The organism is Streptomyces sp. NPDC048644, assembly GCF_043199105.1.
GTDB lineage: Bacteria > Actinomycetota > Actinomycetes > Streptomycetales > Streptomycetaceae > Streptomyces.
On sequence record NZ_JBICVO010000016.1, the window covers coordinates 95,495 to 122,345 of the forward strand.

The following is a 26,851-nucleotide window of genomic DNA, read 5'->3' on the forward strand; positions in this document are numbered from 1 at the left end:
GGGCCCCGGCACGGGGATGGACAACCGCCTGCCGGTCGGACACCGTGCAGGAGTAGACGCGCGGCAGGGGCGAGGCTCTGCTTCTTACCGAAGAGACCAGGAGCAAGTGGTGATCGAAGAGATCCTCCTCGAGGCCGAGGAGAAGATGGAGAAGGCCGTCGTGGTCGCCAAGGAGGACTTCGCCGCGATCCGCACCGGGCGTGCGCACCCGGCGATGTTCAACAAGATCGTGGCGGACTACTACGGTGCCTTGACGCCGATCAACCAGCTGGCGTCGTTCTCGGTTCCGGAACCGCGGATGGCCGTGGTGACCCCGTTCGACAAGAGCGCGATGCGCAACATCGAGCAGGCGATCCGCGACTCCGACCTCGGTGTCAACCCGAGCAACGACGGCAACATCATCCGAGTGACGTTCCCGGAGCTGACCGAGGAGCGCCGCAAGGACTACATCAAGGTCGCCAAGACCAAGGGCGAGGACGCGAAGATCTCCATTCGCAGCGTCCGCCGCAAGGCGAAGGAAAACCTCGACAAGCTCGTCAAGGACAAGGAGTCGGGCGAGGACGAGGTCAGGCGCGCGGAGAAGGAGCTCGACGACACCACCGCGAAGTACGTCGCGCAGGTGGACGAGCTCCTCAAGCACAAGGAATCCGAGCTCCTCGAGGTCTGATGAACGAGTCATCCTGGGGGGCCCCGCCCGGCGCAGGTCACTGGGGACCGCCCGACCATGGACCGGCCTCCGCGCCGAGCGGGGCGGCGCCACCCGCTGTGACGGGATACGCGCACGACGGGGGAGCGGTGGGGCAGACCCGGCCGCTGCCCGTCGTGCCCGACGCCGGCGGATACCAGGACGACAGCCGGGACCACCGGGACATCCGGGACGACGACCGGGGGGCCACTCGGCTGAGCGGCCCCCTGTTCCGCGACGAAAAGCCGCAGGAGCCCATGGCCACTCCTTTCCCCGGTTCCCCCGGGCCCACGGGCTCGCAGGACCCAGAGAAGCCGAAGAAGAAGAGCGCGGGACGCAATCTGCCCGCCGCGATAGGGGTCGGCGTCGGCCTCGGCGCGGTCATCGTCGCCTCCCTCTTCGTCTACAAGCACGTCTTCATCGGCGTGATAGCGGTCGCCGTCGTCGTGGGCCTGTGGGAGCTGACCTCGCGGCTCACCGAGCGCAAGGACATCAGGGCGCCGCTGGTACCGCTCGCCGTCGGCGGCACCGCCATGGTGATCGCCGGCTACGTGCGCGGAGCCGAGGGCGCCTGGGTGGCGATGGCACTCACCACCCTCGCCGTCCTGGTCTGGCGCATGACGGGGAAACCCGAGAACTACCTGCGGGACGTCACCGCAGGGGTCTTCGCGGCGTTCTACGTGCCGTTCCTCGCGACGTTCGTCGCCCTGATGCTCGCCGCCGACGACGGGCCGCAGCGGGTACTGACCTTCCTGCTGCTGACGGTCGTCAGCGACACCGGGGCGTACGCCGTCGGCTGGCGCTTCGGCACGCACAAGCTCGCGCCCCGCATCAGCCCCGGCAAGACCCGTGAGGGCCTGGTCGGTGCCGTGCTGTTCGCGATGGCCGCCGGCGCGCTGTGCATGGAGTTCCTGATCACGGACGGTGCCTGGTGGCAGGGGCTGCTGCTCGGCCTGGCCGTCGCCACCAGCGCCACCCTCGGCGACCTCGGCGAATCCATGATCAAGCGGGACCTCGGCATCAAGGACATGGGCACCCTGCTGCCCGGCCACGGCGGCATCATGGACCGGCTCGACTCCCTGCTGCCGACCGCCCCGGTCGTCTGGCTGCTCTTCGTGATCTTCGTCGGCAGCGGCTGAAGCGCCCAGGTAGTCTGGAAAGGCCCGCTGTCCGACAGCGGGCCTTTTTCCGTCCTCGCGACCGCGGGGACAGTTCCCGTGAGTCCCCCGGGTTCCGGCACCGTCCCGCCGTTGGCTCCGCACCGTGGAGATCGTCCGGCACCGTCGCATTGAGGAGTTCCGCCCATGGCACCGCCCGAGCCCGGTGTGCTGACATTCGTCGCCCCCCGCGGGGCCAAGAAGCCCCCGCGGCACCTCGCAGACCTCAGCCCCGCCGAGCGCCGCGAAGCCGTGGCCGCGATCGGCGAGAGGCCGTTCCGCGCCAAGCAGCTGTCGCAGCACTACTTCGCGCGCTACGCGCACGAGCCGGCGCAGTGGACCGACATCCCCGCCGCGGCCCGGGAGAAGCTCGCCGCGGAGCTGCTGCCCGAGCTGATGAACGTGGTGCGGCACATCTCGTGCGACGACGACACCACCCGCAAGACCCTGTGGAAGCTGCACGACGGCACGCTCGTCGAATCGGTGCTGATGCGCTACCCGGACCGGGTCACGATGTGCATCTCCTCACAGGCCGGCTGCGGGATGAACTGCCCGTTCTGCGCCACCGGCCAGGCCGGCCTGGACCGCAACCTCTCGACCGCCGAGATCGTGCACCAGATCGTCGACGGAATGCGCGCCCTGCGCGACGGCGAGGTGCCAGGCGGCCCGGCGCGGCTGTCGAACATCGTGTTCATGGGCATGGGCGAGCCGCTCGCCAACTACAAGCGGGTGGTCGGCGCCATCCGGCGGCTCACCGACCCCGAGCCGGACGGCCTCGGCCTGTCGCAGCGCGGCATCACCGTCTCCACCGTCGGACTGGTGCCCGCCATGCTGCGGTTCGCCGACGAGGGCTTCAAGTGCCGGCTCGCGGTCTCGCTGCACGCCCCGGACGACGAACTGCGCGACACCCTCGTCCCGGTCAACACCCGCTGGAAGGTGCGCGAGGTCCTGGACGCGGCCTGGGAGTACGCCGAGAAGTCCGGCCGCCGGATCTCCATCGAGTACGCCCTGATCCGTGACATCAACGACCAGGCCTGGCGCGGTGACCTGCTGGGACGGCTGCTCAAGGGCAAGCGCGTGCACGTCAACCTCATTCCGCTGAACCCGACACCCGGCTCGAAGTGGACCGCGTCGCGCCCCGAGGACGAGCGGGCGTTCGTCCGGGCCATCGAGGCGCACGGCGTGCCGGTGACCGTCCGCGACACCCGCGGCCAGGAGATCGACGGCGCCTGCGGACAGCTCGCGGCCTCGGAACGCTGACCGCCCGCTGGTAGCGTGTGATCGAACAAATGCACATTCCGACAGGGGAGCGCCACAGCGCTGAGAGTGCGGAGACGTCGTAGGGATACGGCGCCCGCAGACCCTTGAACCTCGCCCGGGTCATTCCGGGTAGGAAGTTCGGTCGTCACTCATGCTGTTGCGCCCCGCCCTGCGCCGCCCGGCTCCACCGGGCGGCGCGGCGCGGGGCCGCGTCTCTTCCTGGCCAGCCAGGAGGAAATCAGTGAGCACCAACCGCACCACCACCGCCCGCAGAGCCGTGGCGGCGGTCGCCGCCGCCGCAGCCGGCATGACCGCGCTCGCCGCCTGCGGCAGCGCGGACGGCGGCAGCGCGGCGGACGCCAAGACCGTCACACTCGTCAGCCACGACTCCTTCAACGCCTCGAAGTCGGTGCTCGCCGCGTTCGAGAAGCAGAGCGGCTACAAGGTCCGGGTGCTCAAGGGCGGCGACGCGGGCAAGGCCGTCAACCAGGCGATCCTCTCCAAGGACAACCCGCAGGGCGACGTCTTCTTCGGCATCGACAACACCCTGCTGTCCCGCGGCCTGAAGGCCGGCCTCTTCACGCCGTACCGGGCCAAGGGCCTCGACGCCGTCCCCGCCGCCCTGCAACTGGACAAGGCAGACCACCGCGTCACACCCCTCGAATACGGCGACACCTGCGTCAACTACGACCGCGCCTACTTCGACCGGCACCGGCTCGCGCCGCCGAAGACCTTCGACGACCTGCTCAAGCCGCAGTACAAGGGCCTGCTCGTCACGGAGAACTCCGCAACCTCGTCGCCGGGGCTCGCCTTCCAGCTGGGCACCATCGCCACCCACGGTGAGAAGGGCTGGCAGGACTACTGGAAGAAGCTCAAGGCCAACGGCGTCGAGGTGGTCGACGGCTGGGAGCAGGCGTACAACGAGCGCTTCTCCGGATCCGCGGCCGGCCGGGGCAAGGGCGACAAGCCGCTGGTCGTCTCGTACGCCTCCAGCCCGCCCGTCGAGGTGCTCGGCAAGAAGCCCGCGCCGAAGCAGGCACCGACCGGCGTCGCCACCGGGACCTGCTTCCGGCAGATCGAGTTCGGCGGCCTCCTCAAGGGCGCCAAGAACGAGAAGGGCGGCAAGGAACTGCTGGACTTCCTGCTCAGCCGGAAGTTCCAGGAGGACATGCCGCTCCAGATGTTCGTCAACCCGGCGCGCAAGGACGCCACGGTGCCCGACCTGTTCACCAAGTACGGCGCGACGATCGACAAGCCGGCGACCCTCGCCCCGGAGACGATCACCGAGAACCGCGAACAGTGGGTCAAGCAGTGGTCCTCGCTCGTTCTGAAGTAGACGGGGCCAGGCGCGGCCGTAGCCGGCGCGCCACGGCGGTGCGGGCGGCGCTGATGGCGCTGCCGGTCGCCTTCTTCGCGCTGTTCTTCGCCTACCCGGTCACCGCGATCGTCGGACGCGGGCTGAAGGACGGCGGGCGGTGGCAGCTCGGCCGGATCGCCGACGTGCTCGGCGACGGGGACGTCCTGCACGTCCTGTGGTTCACCGTCTGGCAGGCCGCCGCGTCGACCGGCCTCACCCTGCTGATCGCGCTGCCCGGCGCGTACGTCTTCGCACGGTTCGACTTCCCCGGCAAGCAGTTGCTGCGGGCGGTGGTCGCGGTGCCGTTCGTGCTGCCGACCGTCGTCGTCGGCTCCGCCTTCCTGGCCCTGGCCGGCCGCGGCGGGCTGCTCGACGACCTGTGGGGCGTGCGTCTCGACACCTCGGTGTGGGCGATTCTGCTCGCCCACGTCTTCTTCAACTACGCCGTGGTCGTACGGACCGTCGGCGGGCTGTGGGGACAGCTCGACCCGCGGCAGGAGGAGGCGGCGCGGGTGCTGGGCGCCGGGCGTCTCGCGGCCTGGCGCCGGGTGACGCTGCCCGCGCTCGGCCCCGCCGTCGCCGCCGCCGCGCTGATGGTCTTCCTGTTCACCTTCACCTCCTTCGGAGTGGTGCAGATCCTCGGCGGGCCCACCTTCTCCACCCTGGAGGTGGAGATCTACCGGCAGACCGCCGACTTCCTCGACCTGCCGACCGCCGCCGTCCTCACCCTGATCCAGTTCGCGGCGGTCCTCGCCCTGCTGGCCCTGCACGCCTGGACGGTGCGCCGCCGCGAGAGCACCCTCCGGCTCGTCGACGCCGCGCGGACCGCGCGGCGGCCCCGCGGCCCCGGACAGTGGGCGCTGCTGTGGGGCACCCTCGTGATCATCGCCGTCCTCGTCGTCGTGCCGCTCCTCGTGCTCGTCGAGCGGTCCTTCGCCGGGCCCGACGGCTACGGCACGGTCTTCTACGAAACGCTGGGCTCCGCCGCGTCCGCCGACAGCACCTTCGCCGTCGCCCCCCTGGAAGCGCTGTGGAACTCGCTCGCCTACGGGGTGGCCGCCACCGCGATCGCCCTGGTGGTGGGCGGCCTGGCAGCCGCCGCCCTGACCCGGCGCGGCGGGCGGCTCGTCCGCGGCTTCGACGCGCTGCTGATGCTGCCGCTCGGCGTGTCCGCGGTCACCGTCGGCTTCGGATTCCTGATCACCCTGGACCGGCCGCCGCTCGACCTGCGCTCCTCGTGGTGGCTGGTGCCGCTCGCCCAGGCGCTGGTCGGGGTGCCGTTCGTGGTGCGGATCATGCTGCCCGTCCTGCGTGCCGTCGACGGGCGGCTGCGGGAGGCGGCGGCCGTGCTGGGCGCCTCGCCGTGGCGCGTGTGGCGCGAGGTGGACCTGCCGATGGTGCGCCGCGCCCTGCTCATCGCCGCCGGATTCGCGTTCGCCGTATCGCTCGGCGAGTTCGGCGCGACGGTCTTCATCGCACGGCCCGACCAGCCGACGCTCCCGGTGGCCGTCGCCCGGCTGCTCGGCCGCGCCGGGGAGCTGAACTACGGCCAGGCGATGGCCCTTTCGACCATCTTGATGGTGGTGTGCGCCGGGGCCCTGCTGGTCCTGGAGCGCCTCCGCACCGACCAGTCCGGGGAGTTCTAGATGACGGCTACGGCTCGGGCCGCAGACACCGAAGGACAGCAGCTGCTGCGGCTGAACGGCGTGACCGTACGCTTCGGGCCGGCCGGCGCGCCCGCCGCGCTCGACGCGGTCGATCTGGACGTCGCCGCCCACGAGGTCGTGTGCGTGCTCGGGCCCAGCGGCAGCGGCAAGTCGACGCTGCTGCGGGTGGTGGCCGGGCTGCAACCGGCCGATGCCGGGCAGGTGCTGCTGGAGGGACGCGACCAGGCGCGGGTGCCCACCCACCGGCGGGGCGTCGGCCTGATGTTCCAGGACCACCAGCTCTTCCCGCAGCAGGACGTCGCGGGCAACGTCGCCTTCGGCCTGCGGATGCGCCGGGCTGACCGCGCCGCACAGCAGCGCACCGTCGCCGAACTGCTCGGCCTCGTCGGTCTTCCGGGCGCCGGGCGCCGCGCCGTCGCCTCCCTCTCCGGCGGCGAGCAGCAGCGGGTCGCGCTGGCCCGTGCCCTCGCACCGAGCCCCCGGCTGCTGATGCTCGACGAACCGCTCGGACAGCTCGACCGGGGACTGCGTGAACGTCTCGTCGTCGAACTGCGGCGGCTCTTCGGCGAGTTGGGGACGACGGTGCTCGCCGTCACGCACGACCAGGGCGAGGCGTTTGCGCTGGCCGACCGGGTCGTGGTGATGCAGGACGGACGGATCGCGCAGACCGGCACCCCGCTGGAGGTCTGGCAGCGGCCCGCCACCGAATTCGTCGCCCGCTTCCTCGGCTTCGACAATGTCGTCGCGGCGACGGTGCAGGGCGGCGCCGCCGTGACGCCCTGGGGCAAGGTGCCGGTCCCCGAAGCGTCACCCGACGGGCGGTGCCGGCTGCTCGTCCGGCCGGCCGGCGTGCGGCTGACGCCCGTGTCCGACGGCCTGCCGTGCACGGTCGCCGCCCGGACCTTCCGCGGCACCCACGTCGCCCTGCTGCTCCAGCCGGCCGAAGGCCCTCAACTGGAGGCGGCCTGCGCACTGCGGGACGCGCCGGAAACGGGCGAGCGGGTCGGCGTCCGCTTCGCCGCCGAAGACGTCGTGGTGCTGGCCGGCGGGGACGGATAGCGTCCTGAGGCGGCCCGGCCGGAATCGCCGGAACGGTTTCCGGGACGGCTACCGGCGGTGTTCAGCGTCCCGGCCGTGTCCCGCGCCCGGTGCGTCTGTGCCGGTCGGGACGTGTTCCGTGTCCCGCGCGCGTCCCACGGCCGGATCCCCGGGCCGTGCCTGACCCGCTCCGCCGGTGTCGCCGCTGCCTGCCGCACCCGCCGGATCGCCCTCGTCCGAGCCGAACCAGGCGACGGCGACGGCACCGGCGACCGCCGCCACGAAGCCGAGCACCGCGACCCAGGCGAAGCCGGGCCTGGACGCGTCACCGAGCCACAGCACCCCCAGGATGCCGGGCACCACCGTCTCGCCCACCACCAGCGCCGCGGTGGCACCGTTCACCGAACCGATCTGCAGCGCCACGGTGTGCAGGTACATGCCGCCGATCCCCGCCACCAGGATCGCGTAGAGCGCCGGGTCGGCGAGGAGGACGGACAGGCTGAACGGCGCCACGCCGTCCAGCATCCTGACGCCCACACCCAGCGCGCCGAAGCCGAGACCGGAGAGCAGCCCGGCGAGGATCGCGGCCCGCGCACCGAGCAGCCGGACGACCAGGGTGCCGACGGCGATCAGGAGGACGGACGCGATCAGCAGCCACCAATGGCCGGCGGCCGGAGTACGGCCGCTCCCTTCGTGCCCCGCGGCGGTGGCCAGCAGCACCAGAGCCCCGCAGACCACGGCGATCGACGTCCACTCGGGCCTGCTGAGGCGTATCCCGAGCAGCTTGATGCTCAGCAGCGCGGTGATCACGAGATTGGCGCTGATCACCGTCTGCGAAAGGAACAGCGGCAGCAGCCTGGCAGCCAGCGCGCCCAGCCCGAAGCCCACGAAATCCAGCCCGGAACCGACCATGAACTCCCAGGTCACCGCGGCCTTCGCGGTCGACGCCAGGCTGGGGCCGCCGTGCTGGGTGACACCGGTGGCGGCGCCTGCCGCCTCCCGGCGGGCGGATTTCCGCGATCCCACCGCCTGGAGAACGGAACCCGTGCCGTAGCAGACCGATGCCGCCACGGCCGTCAGAAGGCCGATGATCACCAAGAGCTCCGTTCACGCACCGCCGCCGCGCCGCGTCTTCCCGGCCGGCGGGGGTGCCTCTCACCACTGCGTTACCCGGCCAGGCAGACGTGCATTTCGGGCCGCGGGTTGCCTGGCCGGGCCGAGGGCCTGCGGCCGGCCGGGGATTCCCGCTCGTGGTGGAAAGGGCGGGAGCCGCGGGAGCTACGTAGGGCGTCCGCTCAGCGCACCAGGGGAAGAGCCGCCAGCTCCGCGACGGACCAGGTCACCGGGGCCAGCACGACCACCAGGGTCAGGGCGCGCAGCGTCGCCGCGCGGCGCAGCAGGGAAGCGGGGGCACCGAGCCGGCGCAGCGCGGCCGTCGTGTCGGCGCGCGCCGCGCGGGATTCCACGGCCGCGGTCAGGAAGCTCGCCGTGACGCAGACCAGCACGACGGCGGCGCCGACCGCGGTCAGCGGCCCGAACGGCTGGAGCGGCGCGGCGTGGAACACCTTCACCGCCGCGTAGGCACCGGACACCACCGCGCACAGCACGCCGACGGGACGGCCCATGCGGTGCGCCTCCTCCTGGAGCACCCGCCCGGCCAGCAGCCGGAGCGCGCCGGGACGGCTCGCACACAGCAGCCGCCCGCACAGATGCACAAGACCGGGACCGGCGAGTACCAGGCCGATGGCCGACAGCGCCCAGCCGGCCAGGACACCCGGCGGGCTGCCGATCAGCCGGCCCGGCAGCGGCAGCAGGCCGTCGGCCGCCGCCACCCCCTGGGCGGCGTAGCTCTCGACGGCCAGGCCGGCCGCCGCCAGGGTGATGCCCCAGGGCAGCCCGGACGGCGTGGCCGGTGCGGTACGCGGCGGAGCGTCATCGGCGTCGGATGGTGCGGGCGCGGGCCGCTGCTCGCGCGGGCGCAGCGCGACGGCGGTCGCCGCAGCGGCGGTCAGCGGCACCGTCGACAGCAGGAGCAGGGCGCCGGCGAGCGGAACCGGGTGGCCGGCGCCGAGCAGATCCGTGCCGAGCCCGCGGGAGGGCGACGTGCCGAGATCGCCGCGAAGACGGAAGAACGCCAGGAGGGCGAGGGCCGCGCCGAGCACGCAGGACAGCGCCGTGGAGACGGCGGCGAGCAGGGTGAGCCGGACGGGCCCCAGACCGGCCGCGGCCATGCCGCTCGGGAAGCGGGCCGCGGGGTCCGTACGCGCCACCGACACCGCGAACTGGGCGGTGGCGGCGAGCGGCGCGACGCACCACAGGAGACGGACCAGGGAGTCGCCGACGGCCTTGGGGTGCCCGGCGGCGTGGCCGAGCGTGGCCAGCAGGAGGAAGCCGGTGCCCGCTGCCGCCGCGGCCACGAAGAGCCGGCGCACCAGGACGAGGGGATGCGTGCCGCGGGCTAGACGGAGAGCGAGCACGCTGCCCTGCTTTCCGCGTCGGGAGCGTCGGTGGCCGCGGAAGCCGCCCCGGCTCTGCGGCCGTCGACGAGGGCGAGGGTGCGGTCGGCGAGCGTCGCCACGTCCGGGTCGTGGGTGGCCAGCACGACGGTGATCTGGTGGGAGCGGGCGGCGGCGGTGAGGGTGCGCAGCACCTGCGTGCCGTCGGTGCGGTGCAGCGGCGCGGTCGGCTCGTCCGCGAACAGCACGTGCGGGGCGGACGCGAGGGCGCGGGCGACGGCGACGCGCTGACGCTGCGACTGGTCGAGCCGGTCGGGGCGGCGGCGGGCGCAGCCGCCCACGTCGAGGCGGTCCAGCCACTCGGCCGCGGTGTGCCGGGCGGTGCGGTGGCCCTCGCCGCGCAGCAGGAGCGGGAGCGCGGCATTTTCCCAGGCGGTCAGCTCGGCGACGAGCTGCGGCTGGGTGTCGATCCACCCGAAGCGGTCCAGGCGCAGCCGCTCCCGGCCCCGGGCGGAGAGGGTGTGGACGGGGGAGCTGTTGAACCACACCTCGCCCTCGGACGGGGCGAGTTGGGCGGAGAGGCAGCGCAGGAGTGTGGTCTTGCCGCTGCCGCGCGGGCCGGTGACGGCGAGGATCTCGCCCTCCCTGACGCCCAGGGAGATACCGGCCAGGGCCGGGCTGCCGCCATAGCTGTGGTGCAGGCCGCGGGCCCAGAGAACGTCGTTGTCAGGCGGGGCCACCATCTGCGCACCTCTTGCTCGTCGCGTCCGCTCGTTCCCCCGGCCGGGTGAACGACCATGGAGGGTATCGGTCACTGGAACGGTAAGGACTGCGGACCCCTGGCAATCGTCGCTCGGCATGCACAACGGCCCAGATTCACTCTTATGGCTTTAAAAGAGTGAATCCGGGCCGTGAGATCTTCAGTTGTGCTGAGGGTGCGTCAGCGGGGCGGGGTGCCCCGGCCGGCCGGTGAGGGTGCCGGACGCGGCGGTCAGAGCTTGGCCCACGCCTCGGTCAGGACGCTGCGCAGGATCTGCTCGATCTCGTCGAAGAGCTTCTGGTCGGCGATCAGCGGCGGGGCGAGCTGGATCACCGGGTCGCCACGGTCGTCGGCGCGGCAGTAGAGGCCGTTGTCGTACAGCGCCTTGGAGAGGAAGCCGTACAGGACGCGCTCGGTCTCCTCGTCGTTGAAGGACTCCTTGGTGACCTTGTCCTTGACCAGCTCGATGCCGTAGAAGAAGCCGTTGCCGCGGACGTCGCCGACGATCGGCAGGTCGTGCAGCTTCTGGAGGGTGCCGAGGAAGTTGCCCTCGTTCGCCAGGACGTGCTTGTTGAGGCCCTCGCGCTCGAAGATGTCGAGGTTGGCTATGCCGACGGCGGCGGAGACCGGGTGGCCGCCGAAGGTGTAGCCGTGCAGGAAGGTGTTGTCGCCCTGGTAGAACGGCTCGGCGAGGCGGTCGGAGATGATGCAGGCGCCGATCGGGGAGTAGCCCGACGTCATGCCCTTGGCGCAGGTGATCATGTCCGGGACGTAGCCGAACTTGTCGCAGCCGAACATCGTGCCGAGCCGGCCGAAGGCGCAGATGACCTCGTCGGAGACGAGCAGCACGTCGTACTGGTCGCAGATCTCGCGGACCCGCTGGAAGTAGCCGGCCGGCGGCGGGAAGCAGCCGCCGGCGTTCTGTACCGGCTCCAGGAAGACCGCGGCGACCGTCTCGGGGCCCTCGAAGAGGATCTGCTGCTCGATCTGGTCGGCGGCCCAGCGGCCGAACGCCTCGGGGTCGTCGCCGTGGATCGGGGCGCGGTAGATGTTGGTGTTCGGCACCTTGTGCGCGCCGGGCACCAGCGGCTCGAACGGGGCCTTCAGGCCCGGGAGTCCGGTGATGGACAGGGCGCCCTGCGGGGTGCCGTGGTAGGCCACCGCGCGGGAGATCACCTTGTGCTTCATCGGCTTGCCGACGAGCTTGAAGTACTGCTTGGCCAGCTTCCAGGCGGTCTCGACCGCCTCGCCGCCGCCGGTGGTGAAGAAGACCTTGTTGAGGTCACCGGGCGCGTAGTCGGCCAGCCGCTCGGCCAGTTCGACGGCCTTGGGGTGGGCGTAGGACCACACAGGGAAGAAGGCCAGCTCCTGGGCCTGCTTGTAGGCGGTCTCGGCCAGCTCGACCCGGCCGTGGCCCGCGTTGACCACGAAGAGGCCGGCCAGGCCGTCGATGTAGCGCTTGCCCTTGTCGTCGTAGATGTAGGTGCCCTCGCCGCGCACGATCGTCGGCACGGGGGCGTTCTCGTACGACGACATGCGGGTGAAGTGCATCCACAGGTGGTCGTACGCCGTCTTGGAGAGGTCGGCGCTCATGCGCGAGCCTCGCTTCGCTCGGCGGGCTGGCATTCGCGCAGCGCGCACCCTTCATTGATTCGCTCGCTGTGCTCGCTCATGGCTATCTCGTTCCCCATGTGTAGGTCTGCTTCCGGAGCTTGAGGTACACGAAGCTCTCGGTCGTCCGGACGCCGGGCAGCGTGCGGATTCGCTTGTTGATCATTTCCAGCAGGTGATCGTCGTCCTCGCAGACGATTTCGATCAGCAGGTCGAAGGAGCCTGCCGTCATGACGACGTACTCGACCTCTTCCATGGCTGTCAGGGCATCGGCCACGGGGTCGAGGTCGCCCTCGACGTTGATGCCGACCATTGCCTGCCGCCGGAAACCGACCGTGAGGGGGTCGGTGACCGCGACGATCTGCATCACGCCTTGGTCGAGCAGTTTCTGTACGCGTTGGCGTACCGCCGCTTCGGACAGGCCGACGGCCTTGCCGATCGCGGCGTACGGACGGCGCCCGTCCTCCTGGAGCTGCTCGATGATCGCCAGGGAGACGGAGTCGATCGACGGGGTGCCGGTTCTGTCACGAGTGGCCACATCCCTCACTGTGCACGAGCCTCGCCTGTCCCGCAACCCCAAATCGATGAAATCAGTTGTCGTGAGATCGAAAATGCACTGATTCCGTTGTTCGAGAGTGGCGGGTGTGTCGAAAACGTTGACTTCATGGCTAGGGTGGGTGTCTCAACCACCGGACATCTGATTGAAGGGGGCGCCCAGTGACCACCGCACTGCGTCGTCTGCGCAACTACATCGACGGGGAGTTCCGGGACGCCGCCGACGGGCGGACCACGGAGGTGGTCAATCCGGTTACCGGGGAGCCGTACGCCACCGCCCCGCTGTCGGCCGCCGCCGATGTGGACGCGGCCATGGCCGCCGCCCAGGCCGCCTTCCCCGCCTGGCGCGACCTGATCCCGGCCGAGCGCCAGAAGGTCCTGCTCAAGATCGCCGACCGCTTCGAGGAGCGCGCCGACGAGCTGATCGCCGCCGAGTCCGAGAACTGCGGCAAGCCCCTCGCGCTCGTACGCTCCGAGGAAATCCCGCCGATGGTGGACCAGATCCGCTTCTTCGCGGGCGCCGCCCGGATGCTGGAGGGCCGCGCGTCCGGCGAGTACATGGACGGCTTCACCTCCATCATCCGCCGCGAGCCGATCGGCGTCTGCGCCCAGGTCGCGCCGTGGAACTACCCGATGATGATGGCCGTGTGGAAGTTCGCCCCCGCGCTCGCCGCCGGCAACACCGTCGTCATCAAGCCCTCCGACACCACCCCGGCGTCGACGGTCCTGATCGGCGAGATCATCGGCGGGGTGCTGGACGAACTCGGCCACTCCCGCGGCGTGTTCAACGTCGTCTGCGGCGATCGTGAGACCGGCCGGCTGATGGTCGAGCACAAGGTCCCCGCGATGGCGTCGATCACCGGCTCGGTGCGGGCCGGCATGCAGGTCGCCGAGTCCGCGTCCAAGGACCTCAAGCGGGTCCACCTGGAACTGGGCGGCAAGGCGCCGGTCGTGGTCTTCGACGACACCGACATCGCCAAGGCGGTCGAGGACATCTCCGTCGCCGGGTACTTCAACGCGGGCCAGGACTGTACGGCCGCCACCCGCGTGCTCGTCCAGGAGTCCATCCACGACGAGTTCGTCGCCGCGCTCGCCAAGGCCGCATCGGAGACAAAGACCGGCGCGGTCGACGACGAGGACGTGCTGTACGGGCCGCTGAACAACGCCAACCAGCTCAAGCAGGTCAAGGGCTTCATCGAGCGGCTGCCCGCGCACGCCAAGATCGAGGCGGGCGGCGAACAGGTCGGCGAGAAGGGCTACTTCTTCGCCCCGACCGTCGTCTCAGGACTCCAGCAGGACGACGAGATCATCCAGCACGAGGTCTTCGGCCCGGTCATCACCGTCCAGTCGTTCCGCGACGAGGAGCAGGCGCTGGAGTGGGCCAACGGCGTCGAGTACGCCCTGGCTTCCTCGGTGTGGACCAAGGACCACGCCCGCGCCATGCGGATGTCCAAGAGCCTCGACTTCGGCTGCGTGTGGATCAACACCCACATCCCGCTGGTCGCCGAGATGCCGCACGGCGGATTCAAGAAGTCCGGTTACGGCAAGGACCTTTCGGCCTACGGCTTCGACGACTACACCCGCATCAAGCACGTGATGACCTCGCTGGACGGCTGAGCCGCCGGTCCACCGTCGCGCGGCGCCGGCCGCTCGACACACCGTCGCGGGCGGAGGCCCGGCAATGGACGCTCTGTCTCTTGCCGCCTCCGCCCGCGACCCGTGAGAGTGCACGCCATGGCTGATCTTTCGCGGCGTTCGCTGCTTCGGGGCATGGGCACAGTCGGCGTGACGGGGGCGCTGGCCGCCGCCGCGGCCGGATGCGGGGTACCGCCCGCGTACGTCAAGGCGGCGGACCGGACGAGTCCCGACCGCTCGGCGCGCGACCACAAGCTGGTGTTCGCCAACTGGCCGCTCTACATCGACGTCGACGACCACGACAAGCAGCGCAGGCCCACCCTGGACGCGTTCCAGCGCCGCAGCGGGATCTCCGTGACGTACACCGAGGAGATCAACGACAACGACGAGTTCTTCGGGAAGATCAGCCCCGCCCTGATGAACCACCAGCCCACCGGGCGCGACCTGATCGTCATCAGCGACTGGATGTGCGCCCGCTACGTCCGGCTCGGCTGGGTGCAGGAGATGGACCGGGCGGCCCAGCCGCACGTCGCGAAGAACCTCGACCCGCAGCTCGCCTCCCCGCCGTTCGACCCCGGTCGCAAGCACTCGGTGCCCTGGCAGTCCGGCATCACCGGCATCGCCTACAACCGCAGGAAGCTCGGCCGGGAGATCCGGCACACGTCCGACCTGTGGAAGGACGACCTGCGCGGCCGGGTCACCCTGCTGTCCGGGCTCGACGAGTCCTTCGCGATGCTGCTTCAGGGCGACGGCGTCGACATCACCCGCTGGACGACCGACGACTTCCACCGGATGGCCGACCGGATACGGCGGCTCGTCGACCGCGGCCACATCCGCCGCTTCACCGGCAACGACTACATCAAGGACCTCGACTCCGGCGATGTGCTCGCCGCCCAGGCGTACTCCGGCGACGTGATCCAACTCCAGGCCGACAACCCCGACATCGCGTTCGTGGTGCCCGAGGAAGGCGCCGAGCTGTGGGCGGAGAGCCTGATGATCCCCAACCTCGCTGACCACAAGAGCAACGCCGAGAAGCTCATCGACCACTACTACCGGCCGGAGGTCGCCGCCGACCTCGCCGCCTGGGTCAACTACGTCTGCCCCGTGCCCGCCGCCCGCGACGTGCTGGCCTCGTCCAAGGACAAGGAACGCGCCGCCCTCGCCGAAGACCCGCTGGTCTTCCCCGACGCGGCGATGCGCAAGCGGCTGGCCATCGCCCGCGACATCACCTCCAAGGAGCGCCCCGCGCTCGCCAAGGAGTGGAACGGCATCGTCGGGCTGTGACGGGGCGGGCGCCCGTGCCCCGGCCGGTGCTCGGCGCACCGGCGGCCGGCGTCAACTGCCCCTCCCCGTCCGCCTGTTCGGGCCCGGCGGCGGTCAGGCCCGCCAGGTGGCCGCGTAGCTGTCGATCTCGCGGGTCAGCCGGGCCTTGGACGGTGCGTCCAGGAACGAGGCGTTGACGGCGTTCCTGGCGAGCGCCGTCACCCCCGCGGCGTCCAGACCCAGCAGCCGGGCGGCGATGCCGTATTCGGTGTTCAGGTCGGTGCCGAACATCGGCGGGTCGTCGCTGTTGATCGTCACCAGCACCCCGGCGTCGACCATCTGCTTGACCGGGTGCTCCTCCAGGGTGCGCACCGCGCGGGTCGCGATGTTGGAGGTGGGGCAGACCTCCAGCGGGATCCGCCGCTCGGCGAGATGGGCCAGCAGCGCCGGGTCCTGCGGGGCGCTGGTGCCGTGGCCGATGCGGTCGGCGCGCAGCTCGGTCAGGGCGTCCCAGATGGTTCCCGGGCCGGTCGTCTCGCCGGCGTGCGGCACCGAGCGCAGCCCGGCCGCGATGGCGCGGTCGAAGTACGGCTTGAACTGCGGGCGCGGTACGCCGATTTCGGGGCCGCCGAGACCGAACGAGACCAGTCCCTCCGGCTGTAGCTCACAGGCGATGCGCGCGGTCTCCTCCGCGGCCTCCAGGCCGGCCTCGCCGGGGATGTCGAAGCACCAGCGCAGCACCACGCCCAGCTCGGACTCCGCGGACTTGCGCGCGTCCTCGACGGCCTCGACGTACGCCGCGTCCGGGATGCCGCGCTTGGTGGAGCTGAAGGGGGTCAGGGTCAGCTCGGCGTACCTGATGTTCTGCCGCGCCATGTCCCTGGCGACCTCGAACGTCAGCAGCCGCACGTCATCGGCGTTCCGCACGAGGTCCACGACGGAGAGGTAGACCTCGATGAAGTGCGCGAAATCGCGGAAGGTGAAGAAGTCCGCGAGCGCCTCGGGGTCGGTGGGGACCGGGGAGTCCGGGTGCCGGGCGGCCAGTTCCGCGACGATCCGGGGCGAGGCCGATCCGACGTGGTGGACATGCAGCTCCGCCTTGGGCAGGCCCGCGATGAAGGCATCGAGATCGGACAACGGTTCCTCCTGGTCAATGGGGGTGGGGAGCGCGCAGACGTCCGGTCATCGTATGCGGCGGCCCGGCACGGACGAGGGGCCGGTCCGGCGAGGACGGCACCGCAGGGGAACGTGGCCGGTGGCGGCGCCGTCGGGCCGGGAGCGGGCGGCGGCCCCGCAGCTGTAGGGGCGCGGCCGTAGGGACGCGGCGGGCCGCCCGGCCGCGCCGCCGTCAGCCCGCCGCCGCGAGCCGCCCGCGGGCTTCCATGAGGGCGAAGCCCAGCAGGTTCAGCCCACGCCAGCGCGCAGGGTCCGCCGCGCGCGGGTCGTCGGCCGCCAGACCTATGCCCCAGATCCGGTCCATGGGGCTGGCCTCCACCAGGACCCGGGAGTTCGTCCCCAGCAGGTAGGCGCGCAGCGCGGGGTCGTCGCCGAACTTGTGCACGCTGCCCTCGACGACGAGACCGAAGCGGTGCTCCTGCCAGACGGTCTCGTCGAAACCGCGCACCGTACGCCCCGCGGCCTTCGCCTGCTGGGGGTGGTCCGCGGCCAGGGCGCTCCGCTCCGCCTCCTCGTCCCCGAACAGCCGGGCCTTGGCCGCCATCATCCAGTGCTCGGCCGTGGCGTAGCGGACGCCGTCGACGGTGAAGGCTGACGGCCACCACTGGCTGAAACAACTCGGGCCCAACGCGCCGTCCCTGCGCGGGGAATGGCCCCAGAAGTGGACGTACTTGACGCGCTCGCCCGCGGCTTCGGCGGCGAGCAGTTCCGGCACCGAGCGCGGCCCGCCGGCGGCGCTGTGGTGCGAGGTCCCCGTGGTGTCGTGCATCATGCCGGGATTCTGTCAGCCGGCACTGACATTCTGTCGGGAGGCCGGACTACGGAAATCGCAGAATCCGTCGCGTAACCAAAAGGCAACAACGGAATCCCTTGTTGACCCCCTATCGCTCTGCCAAGATCGGCCATCAATTCCAGCAATAGCTACGCCAGGCCGCGCCGTGGAACGGACCTCGGCCAGGCGGAGGAGACCACCGTGGAACAGCGTTTCGATGTGACCGAGCGATGTGCCGAGGGCGCGCAATTCCTTGCAGGGCGGCTGCGCGGTGGTACGTCGGGCCGCACCCAGACCGTGGTGGATCCGGCGACCGGCGAAGAGGTGTACCGCTACGAACTCGCCGGTCCCGCCGACGTGGACGCGGCCGTCGAAGCCGCCGAGCGGGCCTTTCCCGAGTGGGGCGGCGCGACCCCGGGAGAACGCTCCGAGACGCTGCACCGCTTCGCCGCCGCCCTCGCCGAAGACGCCGGCGAACTGGCCTTCGCCGAATCGCTCAACTGCGGAAAGCCGCTCAAACTCAGCGCCGGGTTCGACGTACCGGGTTCGGTCGACAACGCCGCCTTCTTCGCCGGTGCCGCCCGCCACCTGGAAGGCAAAGCGGCGGGCGAGTACAGCCCCGACCACACCTCGGCCGTCCGCCGTGAACCGGTCGGCGTCGTCGGCTCCATCGCGCCCTGGAACTACCCGCTCCAGATGGCCGCGTGGAAGGTGCTGCCCGCCATCGCCGCCGGCAACACCATCGTCCTGAAGCCCGCCGAGATCACCCCGTTCACCTCGCTGATGTTCGCGCAGGCCGCGACCCGCGCCGGACTGCCCGACGGCGTGCTCAACATCGTCTCGGGCGCCGGCCGGGACGCCGGTGAACACCTCGTCGGCCACCCCGGGGTCGCGATGACGTCCTTCACCGGGTCGACCGGCGTCGGCAAGCGCGTCGCGGAGATCGCCACCGGCACCGTCAAGCGCCTGCACCTCGAACTGGGCGGCAAGGCCCCCTTCGTGGTCTTCGACGACGCCGACCTGGAAGCCGCCGTGCACGGCGCGGTGGCCGGGGCGCTCATCAACTCCGGCCAGGACTGCACCGCCGCCACCCGCGCCTACGTCCAACGCCCCCTGTACGACGCGTTCGTCGCCGGTGTCGCCGACCTGATGGCGACCGTAAGGATCGGCGACCCCTTCGATCCGTCGACGGACCTCGGTCCGCTGATCTCGCACGCCCAGCGCGACCGCGTCGCCGGTTTCGTCGACCGGGCCCGCGGCTACGCGACCGTCGTCACCGGCGGCGAGGCCCCGCAGGGCGAACTGGCCAAGGGCGCCTACTACCGGCCCACGCTCATCGCCTGCGCCGCCCAGGACAGCGAGATCGTGCAGGCCGAGATCTTCGGCCCGGTCCTGGTCGTGCTGCCCTTCGACAGCGACGACGAGGGCATCGCGCTCGCCAACGACACCCCCTACGGACTCGCCGCCTCCGCCTGGAGCCGTGACGTCTACCGCACCGGCCGCGCCACCCGCGAGATCAAGGCCGGCTGCGTCTGGGTCAACGACCACATCCCGATCATCAGCGAAATGCCGCACGGCGGCGCCAAGGCATCCGGCTACGGCAAGGACATGTCCGCCTACTCCTTCGATGAGTACACGCAGGTCAAGCACGTGATGTACGACATCACCGGGACCGCGAGGAAGGACTGGCACCGCACGGTCTTCGGGGACCGCGGCTAGGGCGCCGCGCACCTCCCGACAGCGCCGGACCGGCCCTGCCGGACACGGGCAAACGGCCCGAGGACGTCACCGCCGACGACTTCCTGAGCGCCACCGGACGCTCAGGCACCCACGCGCCGCTCTTAAGGGCCTGTCGTTTGGGTCGGGCTCGCGGGGCCCGGCACGCTCCCTGATCCGACCCGACCCAACGACAGGCCCCGGCCTTCGAGACACGGGACGCAGACATGACCACAACCGCGAACTCCCGGAGCAGCGGCGGCGACGTCCGCCTCCGGGGTATCAGCAAGACCTACGGCTCCTTCACCGCCGTCCACCCGCTCGACCTCACCGTCCCCGCGGGCTCGTTCTTCGCCCTGCTGGGCGCGTCGGGCTGCGGCAAGACCACCACCCTGCGCATGATCGCGGGCCTTGAGGACCCGACCACCGGGACCGTGGCCCTGTCCGGCCAGGACGTCACCGCCCTGCCGCCCTACAAACGCCAGGTCAACACCGTCTTCCAGAACTACGCGCTCTTCCCGCACCTGGACATCTACGAGAACGTCGCCTTCGGGCTGCGCCGCCGCGGCATCAAGTCCGTCAAGAAGCCGGTCGATGACATGCTCGACCTCGTCCAGCTCGGCCCCATGGCGCGCCGCAGGCCGCAGCAGCTCTCCGGCGGCCAGCAGCAGCGCGTCGCGGTCGCCCGCGCCCTGATCAACAAGCCCGAAGTGCTGCTGCTCGACGAACCGTTGGGCGCCCTCGACCTCAAACTGCGCCGCCAGATGCAGCTGGAACTCAAGCGCATCCAGACCGAGGTCGGCATCACCTTCGTGCACGTCACCCACGACCAGGAGGAGGCCATGACGATGGCCGACACCGTGGCCGTGATGAACGGCGGCCGGGTCGAACAACTCGGCGCACCCGCCGACCTCTACGAGAACCCCGCCACCACCTTCGTCGCCAACTTCCTCGGCACCTCCAACCTCATCGAGGCCGAGGTCGTCGCGGCGGACGGCGAGGAGCTGCGGCTCACGGCGGGCGGGGCCGAACTGCGGCTGCCCGCACGCCGGTGCGGCGCCCCGGCCCGCCCCGGCGGGAAGGTGCTGGCCGGCGTACGGCCGGAGAAGGTGGCCCTGGCGCACGCCGACGACGCCGGAGCGCTCCCCGAAGGCCGCAACCGGCTGCCCGCGCGCATCAAGGACGCCGGCTTCATCGGCGTCTCCACGCAGTACGTCGTCACCGCGCCGGGCGTGGGCGAACTCGCCGTCTACGCGCAGAACATCGAGCGCGACGGACGGCTGATACCCGGCGCCGACGTCGTGCTGCACTGGAGCCCGGCGCACACCTTCGGCCTGGACGCGGCCCAGGACATCGGGGCCGGCGCCGACCTCGACGAGGAGGCCGCATGACCGCGCAGCGCACCGCAGGACGGCGCCTGCACCGCGGGTGTACGGGGGTGCAGGTGTGACCGCCACCGAAGCGCCGCCCGGCGCGCCCGCCCCCGAGGCCGAGCCGCCCGCCGTCCGCACCCCGCCCGCCCGCAGGCGGCTGGTGCCCTACTGGCTGCTGCTGCCCGGCATCCTGTGGCTGCTCGTCTTCTTCGCCGCCCCGCTCGTCTACCAGGCGTCCACGTCGATCCAGACCGGCTCGCTCGAAGAGGGCTTCAAGGTCACCTGGCACCTCGCCACCTACTGGGACGCGCTCGGCTCGTACGGGCCGCAGTTCGTCCGCTCCGTCTCCTACGCCGCCGTGGCCACCGTGCTCTGCCTGCTGCTCGGCTACCCGCTCGCCTACCTCATCGCCTTCAAGGCGGGCCGCTGGCGGCACCTCGTGATGATCCTCGTCATCGCCCCGTTCTTCACCAGCTTCCTGATCCGCACGCTCGCCTGGAAGACGATCCTCGCCGACGGCGGCCCGGTCGTCGGCGCCCTCGACGCGCTGCACTTCCTGGACGTCACCAATTGGCTGGGCCTCACCGAAGGGCACCGGGTGCTCGCCACCCCGCTCGCCGTGGTGTGCGGACTGACGTACAACTTCCTGCCGTTCATGGTCCTGCCGCTCTACACCTCGCTGGAGCGGATCGACCCGCGGCTGCACGAGGCCGCAGGTGACCTCTACGCGCGGCCCTCCACCACCTTCCGCCGGGTGACCTTCCCGCTGTCCATGCCAGGCGTGGTGGCCGGCACCCTGCTCACCTTCATCCCGGCGGCCGGCGACTACATCAACGCCGAACTGCTCGGCTCCACTGACCAGAAGATGATCGGCAACGTCATCCAGTCGCAGTTCCTGCGGGTCCTGGACTACCCGACGGCCGCCGCGCTCTCCTTCATCCTGATGGCGGCGATCCTCACCATGGTCACCGTCTACATCCGCACGTCAGGGACGGAGGACCTGGTCTGATGGCCGTCCGCGACACCACCGCACCGCAGGCCGCCGGTGCCCCGCACCGCGGCCTGCGCCGGCTGCGCCGCCACCTCGTCACGCTCGCAGGACTCGCCACGCTCGGCTACCTGATCCTGCCCAACGTCGTCGTGCTGGTCTTCTCCTTCAACAAGCCCAACGGCCGCTTCAACTACAGCTGGCAGCGCTTCTCCCTGGATGCCTGGAGCGACCCGTGCGGCGTCGCCGACCTGTGCGGCTCGCTGGGCCTCAGCCTCCAGATCGCGGTCTGGGCCACCCTCGGGGCCACCGTCCTGGGCACCATGATCGCGTTCGCCCTGGCCCGCTACCGCTTCCGCGCCCGGTCGTCCGTCAGCACCCTGATCTTCCTGCCGATGGCGATGCCCGAGGTCGTCATGGCCGCCTCACTGGCCACCCTCTTCCTCAACATGGGCATCCAGTTCGGCTTCTGGACGATCCTCATCGCGCACATCATGTTCTGCCTGAGCTTCGTCGTCACCGCCGTCAAGGCCCGCGTGATGAGCATGGACCCGCGCCTCGAACAGGCCGCCCAGGACCTCTACGCCTCGCCCGCGCAGACCTTCCTGCGGGTCACCCTGCCGATCGCCGCGCCCGGCATCGCATCCGGCGCGCTGCTGTCCTTCGCGCTGTCCTTCGACGACTTCATCATCACCAACTTCAACGCCGGCTCCACCGTGACCTTTCCCATGTTCGTCTGGGGATCGGCACAGCGGGGTACTCCCGTTCAGATCAATGTCATCGGAACGGCGATGTTCCTGATCGCCGTGTTGTGCGTGGTCGCCGGCCAACTGGCCGGTGCCCGCCGTAAGAGGAGCTGAGATACATGGCACGAGCTGCCATGACCCCCGTCCGCGCGCTCGCCGACGCGACCCCCGCCCCCTTCTGGCTCGACGACCCCGACCGCCCCGCCGCGCTGCCCGCCCTGGTCGGCGACGAACAGTGCGACCTGCTCGTCGTCGGCGGCGGCTACTCCGGCCTGTGGACCGCGCTGCTCGCCAAGGAACGCGACCCGCAGCGCGACGTCGTCCTCATCGAGGGCGCCGAGATCGGCTGGGCCGCGTCCGGGCGCAACGGCGGCTTCTGCGCCGCCTCCCTCACCCACGGCCTCGGCAACGGCCTGGCCCGCTGGCCGGGCGAACTCGCGCGCCTCGAAGAACTCGGCAGCCGCAACCTCGACGCCATCGAGGAGGCCGTCACCCGCTACGGCATCGACTGCGCCTTCGAGCGCACCGGCGAGATCGACATCGCCACCGAGCCGCACCAGGTCGCGGAGTTGAAGGAGGCGGCCGACGACGCCGCCAGGCTCGGCCTCGACCGGCACACCTTCCTCGACCGGGACGCCCTGCGCGCCGAGGTCGACTCGCCGACCTTCCGCGCCGGACTGTGGGACCGCGACGGCGTCGCCATGCTCAACCCGGCCCGCCTCGCCTGGGGCCTGAAGCGGGCCTGCCTCGGCCTCGGCGTCCGCATCTACGAGCGCACCCGCGGCACCGCACTCGCGCCCCACGGCCCCGGCATGGCCGTCCGCACCCCCTACGGACGGATCTTCGCCCGCCATGTCGCCCTCGGCACCAACGCGTTCCCCTCACTCGTCAAGCGCGTCCGCCCGTACATCGTCCCGGTCTACGACCACGCCCTGATGACCGAGCCGCTCACCGCCGACCAGCTCGCCGCCATCGGCTGGCACAACCGCCAGGGCCTGTCCGACACCAACAACCACTTCCACTACTTCCGCATCACCGCCGACCACCGCATCCTGTGGGGCGGCTACGACATCGTCTACCGCTACGGCGGCGGGGTGCGCGCCGAGTACGACCATCACCCGGCCACGTACGAGAAGCTCGCCCGGCACTTCTTCCGCTGCTTCCCGCAGCTGGAGGGCCTGCGCTTCAGCCACACCTGGGGCGGCGCCATCGACACCTGCGCCCGCTTCTCCGCCTTCTTCGGCACCGCGCACGGCGGCCGGGTCTCCTACGCCGCCGGCTACACCGGTCTCGGCGTGGGCGCCACCCGCTTCGGCGCCGAGGTCATGCTCGACCTGCTGGCCGGCGAGCGCACCGAACGCACCGAGCTGGAGATGGTCCGCAGCAAACCGCTGCCGTTCCCGCCGGAGCCGCTGCGCTGGGCCGGGATCGGCATCACCCAGTGGTCGATGACCCGGGCCGACAGGCAGGCGGGCCACCGCAATCTGTGGCTGCGGGCGATGGACAAGGCGGGCCTCGGCTTCGACAGCTGACCGCCCGCCGCGCCCCGGGTCACCGCCCGGCCGCCGGGTGCCGAAAAAGACCCGCCGACCTGTGTAAGGATGCCGCCCCCGCGCGCTCTCCCCGTCAGAGCCGGCCCGAACGGGCCGGGAGAACGAGGAGAGACATGGACGCCGCGGGGGCGAAGAACGCAGTGGACTGGCTGGCAGCGGTGGCACCCGACCCCGACGCCTGCCGCGAGGAGTGGGAGCGCAACCCGCTGGGGGTCGTACTCCTCCCCGCCGGCAGACGCTGGGACGTCCTGATCGTCGAGGGCGAACTCGGCTATCCCACCCTCGACGTCCTCACCCGCGTGATCGACAGGCCGGGCCCCGTCCTGTCCGACTTCGGCGACTCCCGGATGGGCTTCTTCGTCCCCCCGGGGACCGCGAGCCGCTGGCTGGGCACCGGCGTGCGCGCCGCGGGCGCCGGAACCTGGATCGTGACCCCCTACCCGGGCCGCGCCACCGGCGGCGTCCGCTGGATCGTCCCGCCGGACGGCACCGGCACCCTCACCGACCCGGCGCTCCTCGAACTCGCCCTGCACGAAGCGGTGGCGCTCAGGGCCGCCCCGTAGGGGACTCGTCCGGGCACAGGTCTCAGGGGCGCGCCGCCGGCCGCCGGTCGCACACCGCGCACCACAGGGCGAGCAGCACGCCGGACAGGCACCAGCTCGCGAGCACGTCGAGCGGCCAGTGGTAGCCCTGGCGCACCAGGCCCACGCCGACGCAGACGTTCAGCAGCGCGGCGGCCCAGGCGGGTCCGGCCACGGCCGGGCCCGCCGCGGTGCCCGGTCGCCGCCGCGCGCGGATCAGCAGCAGCGCCGTCAGGCCGTAGGCGACCGCGGCCGTGGCGGCGTGCCCCGACGGGTAGAAGCCGTCGTGCACCCCGGTCATCCGCGCCGGGCCAGGCCGGTCGAGCCACAGCTTGAGGGGGACGACGAGGGCGGGCAGCACGGCCAGGGTGACCATCGCGGCGAGCGGCGGCAGCCACCCGCGGGGTGCTGCCGCGCCGTCCGGCCTCCGGCCGCGCCAGTACGCCCACCCCGCCGCCGCCAGCAGCAGCGGCAGTGCGACGACGGTGTTGCCGAGATCGGCGAAGAACTCCGCGAGCGGTCCGGGCAGCGCACTCGCGGCGAGCGCGCGTCCGGCCCGTTCGTCGAGGGTGCGCAGCGGGCCGTGGGCCGCCACCTGCCAGGTGAGCAGCGCGAACACCACCGCACAGGCGAGTGCCACCGCGGCGGGGGTCAGGCGGGACCTGCCGTGGCCCGGCAGAGAAAAAGGCCGCCTCGGAACAGGGGGGGTGATTCCGAGGCGGCCACGCGGACCGGGGTGCCGCTCGCCCCGGGGGGTGTGGAGCGGGCGGCCATCCGATCGGTGAGGATTCCCGGAGTCCCCGTTTCCGGGGGATCCGGTGTCGTGCGCGAGGGCACGGCCTGGTCGAAGCCGGGGAAGCGCCGACCTGGCGTCGCCCGCAGTCCCCTGCGAGCGGGGTGTTTCTCTCATCTGCAGAAACCGTACGGCACCCGGCCCGCGGCCGACAGACGGATCACCCTGCCGCCATCGGGCCCGCACATCTTCTTCACGCCGCGGCACCCGGCACCTACCGTGCGTGCACCGCGCGCACCGGCCCGGAGCGCGGCGAGTGCCGCACCCCGGGCCGGTATGTCACGGGCCCGTCGCAGGTCAGAGCGTGGCGAGCGCCGACTCCACGATGTCCATGCCCTCGCCCAGCAGGCCCTCGCCGATCACCAGCGGCGGCAGGAACCGCACCACGTTGCCGTACGTACCGGTCGTCAGGACCAGCAGGCCCTGCTGGTGGCACGCCTTGGCGAGCGCGGCGGTGGCCTCCGGGTTCGGCTCCTTCGAACCGGACTGCACCAGCTCGATCGCGATCATCGCGCCGCGCCCGCGGACCTCGCCGATGATGTCGTACTTCTCCGCCATCGCCTCCAGGCGCGGCTTCATGACCTCACCGATCCGGCGGGCCTTGCCGTTCAGGTCCTGCTCGCGCATGGTCTCGATCGAACCGAGCGCCGCGGCGCAGGCCACCGGGTTGCCGCCGTAGGTGCCGCCCAGACCGCCCGCGTGCGCGGCGTCCATCATCTCGGCGCGGCCGGTGACCGCGGCCAGCGGCAGGCCGCCCGCGATGCCCTTCGCCGTCGTGATCAGGTCGGGCACGATGCCCTCGTCCTCGCAGGCGAACCACTGGCCGGTACGGCAGAAGCCGGACTGGATCTCGTCCGCGACGAAGACGATGCCGTTCTCCTTCGCGAACTGCGCGATGGCGGGCAGGAATCCCTTGGCCGGCTCGATGAAGCCGCCCTCGCCGAGCACCGGCTCGATGATGATCGCCGCGACGTTCTCCGCGCCGATCTGCTTGGTGATCTGCGAGATGGCCTGGTCGGCGGCCTCCTGCGCGCAGTTCTCCGGGCCGGTCAGCCAGCGGTAGGGGTAGGCGAGCGGCACCCGGTAGACCTCGGGCGCGAACGGGCCGAAGCCCTGCTTGTACGGCATGTTCTTGGAGGTCAGCGCCATCGTGAGGTTCGTACGGCCGTGGTAGCCGTGGTCGAACACGACGACCGCCTGGCGCTTGGTGTAGGAGCGGGCGATCTTCACCGCGTTCTCCACCGCCTCCGCACCGGAGTTGAACAGTGCGGACTTCTTCGCGTGGTCGCCTGGCGTCAGTTCGGCGAGCTGCTCACAGACCTCGATGTACGGCTCGTACGGCGCGACCATGGCACAGGTGTGGGTGAACGCTTCCAACTGCGCGGTGGCGCGGCGGACCACGGCCTCGGCGCTGTTGCCGACCGAGGTCACCGCGATGCCGGAGCCGAAGTCGATGAGGGAGTTGCCGTCCACGTCCTCCAGGACACCGCCGCCGGCGCGCTTGACGAAGACGGGCAGCACCGCACCGACGCCACCCGCCACGGTGGCCTGCTTACGCGCCCACAGCTCCTGCGACTTGGGGCCGGGGATCGCGGTGACGACGCGACGCTCCTGGGGGAGGGCGGGGCCTCCGGACAGTTCGGTCATAGCAGTCTCCTGGGGGTGAAAGGCGACGTACGGAAGGTCTGTTCTCGCAGGCTAGGGGCGGG

At 71.4% G+C, this 26,851-nt stretch carries 23 protein-coding genes and 1 riboswitch; of the genes, 14 read left to right on the forward strand and 9 right to left on the reverse strand.

The genetic code is table 11. The features are described 5' to 3' along the window. Window positions 1-109 precede the first annotated feature (109 nt). The 6 genes from frr to ACGFNI_RS29105 all read left to right on the forward strand — a co-directional run bounded on the left by frr (window position 110) and on the right by ACGFNI_RS29105 (window position 7,185). Window positions 110-667, forward strand: a complete 558-nt coding sequence (gene frr, locus ACGFNI_RS29080; protein WP_393687637.1) for a ribosome recycling factor — start codon at window positions 110-112, stop codon at window positions 665-667. Further along, the gene (locus ACGFNI_RS29085) at window positions 667-1,824 is read left to right on the forward strand and encodes a phosphatidate cytidylyltransferase (protein WP_393687638.1); all 1,158 of its coding nucleotides are present in this window, start codon (window positions 667-669) and stop codon (window positions 1,822-1,824) included. The genes frr and ACGFNI_RS29085 overlap by 1 nt, the downstream gene beginning before the upstream one ends. 165 nt (window positions 1,825-1,989) lie before the next feature. Next, the gene (rlmN, locus tag ACGFNI_RS29090; RefSeq protein WP_393687639.1) at window positions 1,990-3,102 is read left to right on the forward strand and encodes a 23S rRNA (adenine(2503)-C(2))-methyltransferase RlmN; all 1,113 of its coding nucleotides are present in this window, start codon (window positions 1,990-1,992) and stop codon (window positions 3,100-3,102) included. Window positions 3,103-3,135: 33 nt separating this feature from the next. After that, window positions 3,136-3,256, forward strand: a riboswitch (TPP riboswitch). 153 nt (window positions 3,257-3,409) lie between these two features. Next, window positions 3,410-4,438: a thiamine ABC transporter substrate binding subunit gene (locus ACGFNI_RS29095; protein WP_393687736.1), complete on the forward strand. Its 1,029-nt coding sequence runs from the start codon at window positions 3,410-3,412 to the stop codon at window positions 4,436-4,438. Then, complete coding sequence (locus ACGFNI_RS29100; protein ID WP_393687640.1) at window positions 4,414-6,105, forward strand: ABC transporter permease; 1,692 nt, start codon at window positions 4,414-4,416, stop codon at window positions 6,103-6,105. Before ACGFNI_RS29095 ends, ACGFNI_RS29100 begins: the two co-directional genes overlap by 25 nt. Further along, a complete protein-coding gene (locus ACGFNI_RS29105; protein ID WP_393687641.1) occupies window positions 6,106-7,185 on the forward strand; it encodes an ABC transporter ATP-binding protein in 1,080 nt (359 codons plus the stop codon). A gap of 48 nt (window positions 7,186-7,233) precedes the next feature. Here ACGFNI_RS29105 and ACGFNI_RS29110 read toward each other — a convergent pair whose 3' ends face one another. The 5 genes from ACGFNI_RS29110 to ACGFNI_RS29130 form a co-directional block, all read right to left on the reverse strand. After that, window positions 7,234-8,259 carry a hypothetical protein gene (locus ACGFNI_RS29110; protein WP_393687642.1) on the reverse strand — a complete coding sequence of 342 codons (1,026 nt, stop codon included), beginning with the start codon at window positions 8,257-8,259 and terminating at the stop codon, window positions 7,234-7,236. Window positions 8,260-8,459: 200 nt separating this feature from the next. Then, window positions 8,460-9,641: a hypothetical protein gene (locus ACGFNI_RS29115; RefSeq protein WP_393687643.1), complete on the reverse strand. Its 1,182-nt coding sequence runs from the start codon at window positions 9,639-9,641 to the stop codon at window positions 8,460-8,462. After that, entirely contained in the window at window positions 9,623-10,363 is a 741-nt protein-coding gene (locus ACGFNI_RS29120) for an ABC transporter ATP-binding protein (protein WP_393687644.1), read from the reverse strand. The genes ACGFNI_RS29115 and ACGFNI_RS29120 overlap by 19 nt, the downstream gene beginning before the upstream one ends. A gap of 248 nt (window positions 10,364-10,611) precedes the next feature. Then, on the reverse strand, window positions 10,612-11,973 hold the full coding sequence (locus ACGFNI_RS29125) for an aspartate aminotransferase family protein (protein WP_393687645.1): 1,362 nt from the start codon (window positions 11,971-11,973) through the stop codon (window positions 10,612-10,614). An 82-nt stretch (window positions 11,974-12,055) separates the two neighbouring features. Next, window positions 12,056-12,529, reverse strand: a complete 474-nt coding sequence (locus ACGFNI_RS29130; RefSeq protein WP_227047869.1) for an Lrp/AsnC family transcriptional regulator — start codon at window positions 12,527-12,529, stop codon at window positions 12,056-12,058. A 179-nt stretch (window positions 12,530-12,708) separates the two neighbouring features. Between ACGFNI_RS29130 and ACGFNI_RS29135 the strand changes: the two genes are divergently transcribed. Together ACGFNI_RS29135 and ACGFNI_RS29140 are read left to right on the forward strand one after the other, a co-directional pair. Next, window positions 12,709-14,163, forward strand: a complete 1,455-nt coding sequence (locus ACGFNI_RS29135; protein WP_393687646.1) for a gamma-aminobutyraldehyde dehydrogenase — start codon at window positions 12,709-12,711, stop codon at window positions 14,161-14,163. A 117-nt stretch (window positions 14,164-14,280) separates the two neighbouring features. After that, a complete protein-coding gene (locus ACGFNI_RS29140) occupies window positions 14,281-15,465 on the forward strand; it encodes a spermidine/putrescine ABC transporter substrate-binding protein (protein ID WP_393687647.1) in 1,185 nt (394 codons plus the stop codon). 93 nt (window positions 15,466-15,558) lie between these two features. Here ACGFNI_RS29140 and ACGFNI_RS29145 read toward each other — a convergent pair whose 3' ends face one another. Next, window positions 15,559-16,581 (reverse strand): adenosine deaminase, encoded by a 1,023-nt coding sequence (locus ACGFNI_RS29145; protein WP_393687648.1) that lies wholly within the window; start codon window positions 16,579-16,581, stop codon window positions 15,559-15,561. A 211-nt stretch (window positions 16,582-16,792) separates the two neighbouring features. Beyond that, complete coding sequence (locus ACGFNI_RS29150; RefSeq protein ID WP_393687649.1) at window positions 16,793-17,392, reverse strand: NADAR family protein; 600 nt, start codon at window positions 17,390-17,392, stop codon at window positions 16,793-16,795. A gap of 201 nt (window positions 17,393-17,593) precedes the next feature. Here ACGFNI_RS29150 and ACGFNI_RS29155 point away from each other — a divergent pair, with 201 nt between their 5' ends. From ACGFNI_RS29155 to ACGFNI_RS29180, 6 genes are all read left to right on the forward strand, one after another. Beyond that, window positions 17,594-19,111, forward strand: a complete 1,518-nt coding sequence (locus tag ACGFNI_RS29155) for a gamma-aminobutyraldehyde dehydrogenase (protein WP_393687650.1) — start codon at window positions 17,594-17,596, stop codon at window positions 19,109-19,111. Window positions 19,112-19,335: 224 nt separating this feature from the next. Continuing rightward, complete coding sequence (locus ACGFNI_RS29160) at window positions 19,336-20,499, forward strand: ABC transporter ATP-binding protein (protein WP_393687651.1); 1,164 nt, start codon at window positions 19,336-19,338, stop codon at window positions 20,497-20,499. 55 nt (window positions 20,500-20,554) lie between these two features. Next, window positions 20,555-21,490 carry an ABC transporter permease gene (locus ACGFNI_RS29165; protein ID WP_393687652.1) on the forward strand — a complete coding sequence of 312 codons (936 nt, stop codon included), beginning with the start codon at window positions 20,555-20,557 and terminating at the stop codon, window positions 21,488-21,490. Then, the gene (locus ACGFNI_RS29170) at window positions 21,490-22,329 is read left to right on the forward strand and encodes an ABC transporter permease (RefSeq protein WP_393687653.1); all 840 of its coding nucleotides are present in this window, start codon (window positions 21,490-21,492) and stop codon (window positions 22,327-22,329) included. Before ACGFNI_RS29165 ends, ACGFNI_RS29170 begins: the two co-directional genes overlap by 1 nt. Window positions 22,330-22,334: 5 nt before the next feature. Further along, entirely contained in the window at window positions 22,335-23,747 is a 1,413-nt protein-coding gene (locus ACGFNI_RS29175) for an NAD(P)/FAD-dependent oxidoreductase (protein WP_393687654.1), read from the forward strand. Between the two features lie 134 nt (window positions 23,748-23,881). Continuing rightward, window positions 23,882-24,331 carry a hypothetical protein gene (locus ACGFNI_RS29180; RefSeq protein WP_393687655.1) on the forward strand — a complete coding sequence of 150 codons (450 nt, stop codon included), beginning with the start codon at window positions 23,882-23,884 and terminating at the stop codon, window positions 24,329-24,331. A 22-nt stretch (window positions 24,332-24,353) separates the two neighbouring features. On the opposite strand, the gene ACGFNI_RS29185 is transcribed toward ACGFNI_RS29180, so the two are convergent. Both ACGFNI_RS29185 and gabT read right to left on the reverse strand, forming a co-directional pair. Next, on the reverse strand, window positions 24,354-24,989 hold the full coding sequence (locus tag ACGFNI_RS29185) for a phosphatase PAP2 family protein (protein WP_393687656.1): 636 nt from the start codon (window positions 24,987-24,989) through the stop codon (window positions 24,354-24,356). Window positions 24,990-25,439: 450 nt separating this feature from the next. Then, a complete protein-coding gene (gabT, locus tag ACGFNI_RS29190) occupies window positions 25,440-26,789 on the reverse strand; it encodes a 4-aminobutyrate--2-oxoglutarate transaminase (RefSeq protein ID WP_393687657.1) in 1,350 nt (449 codons plus the stop codon). Window positions 26,790-26,851 lie beyond the last annotated feature (62 nt).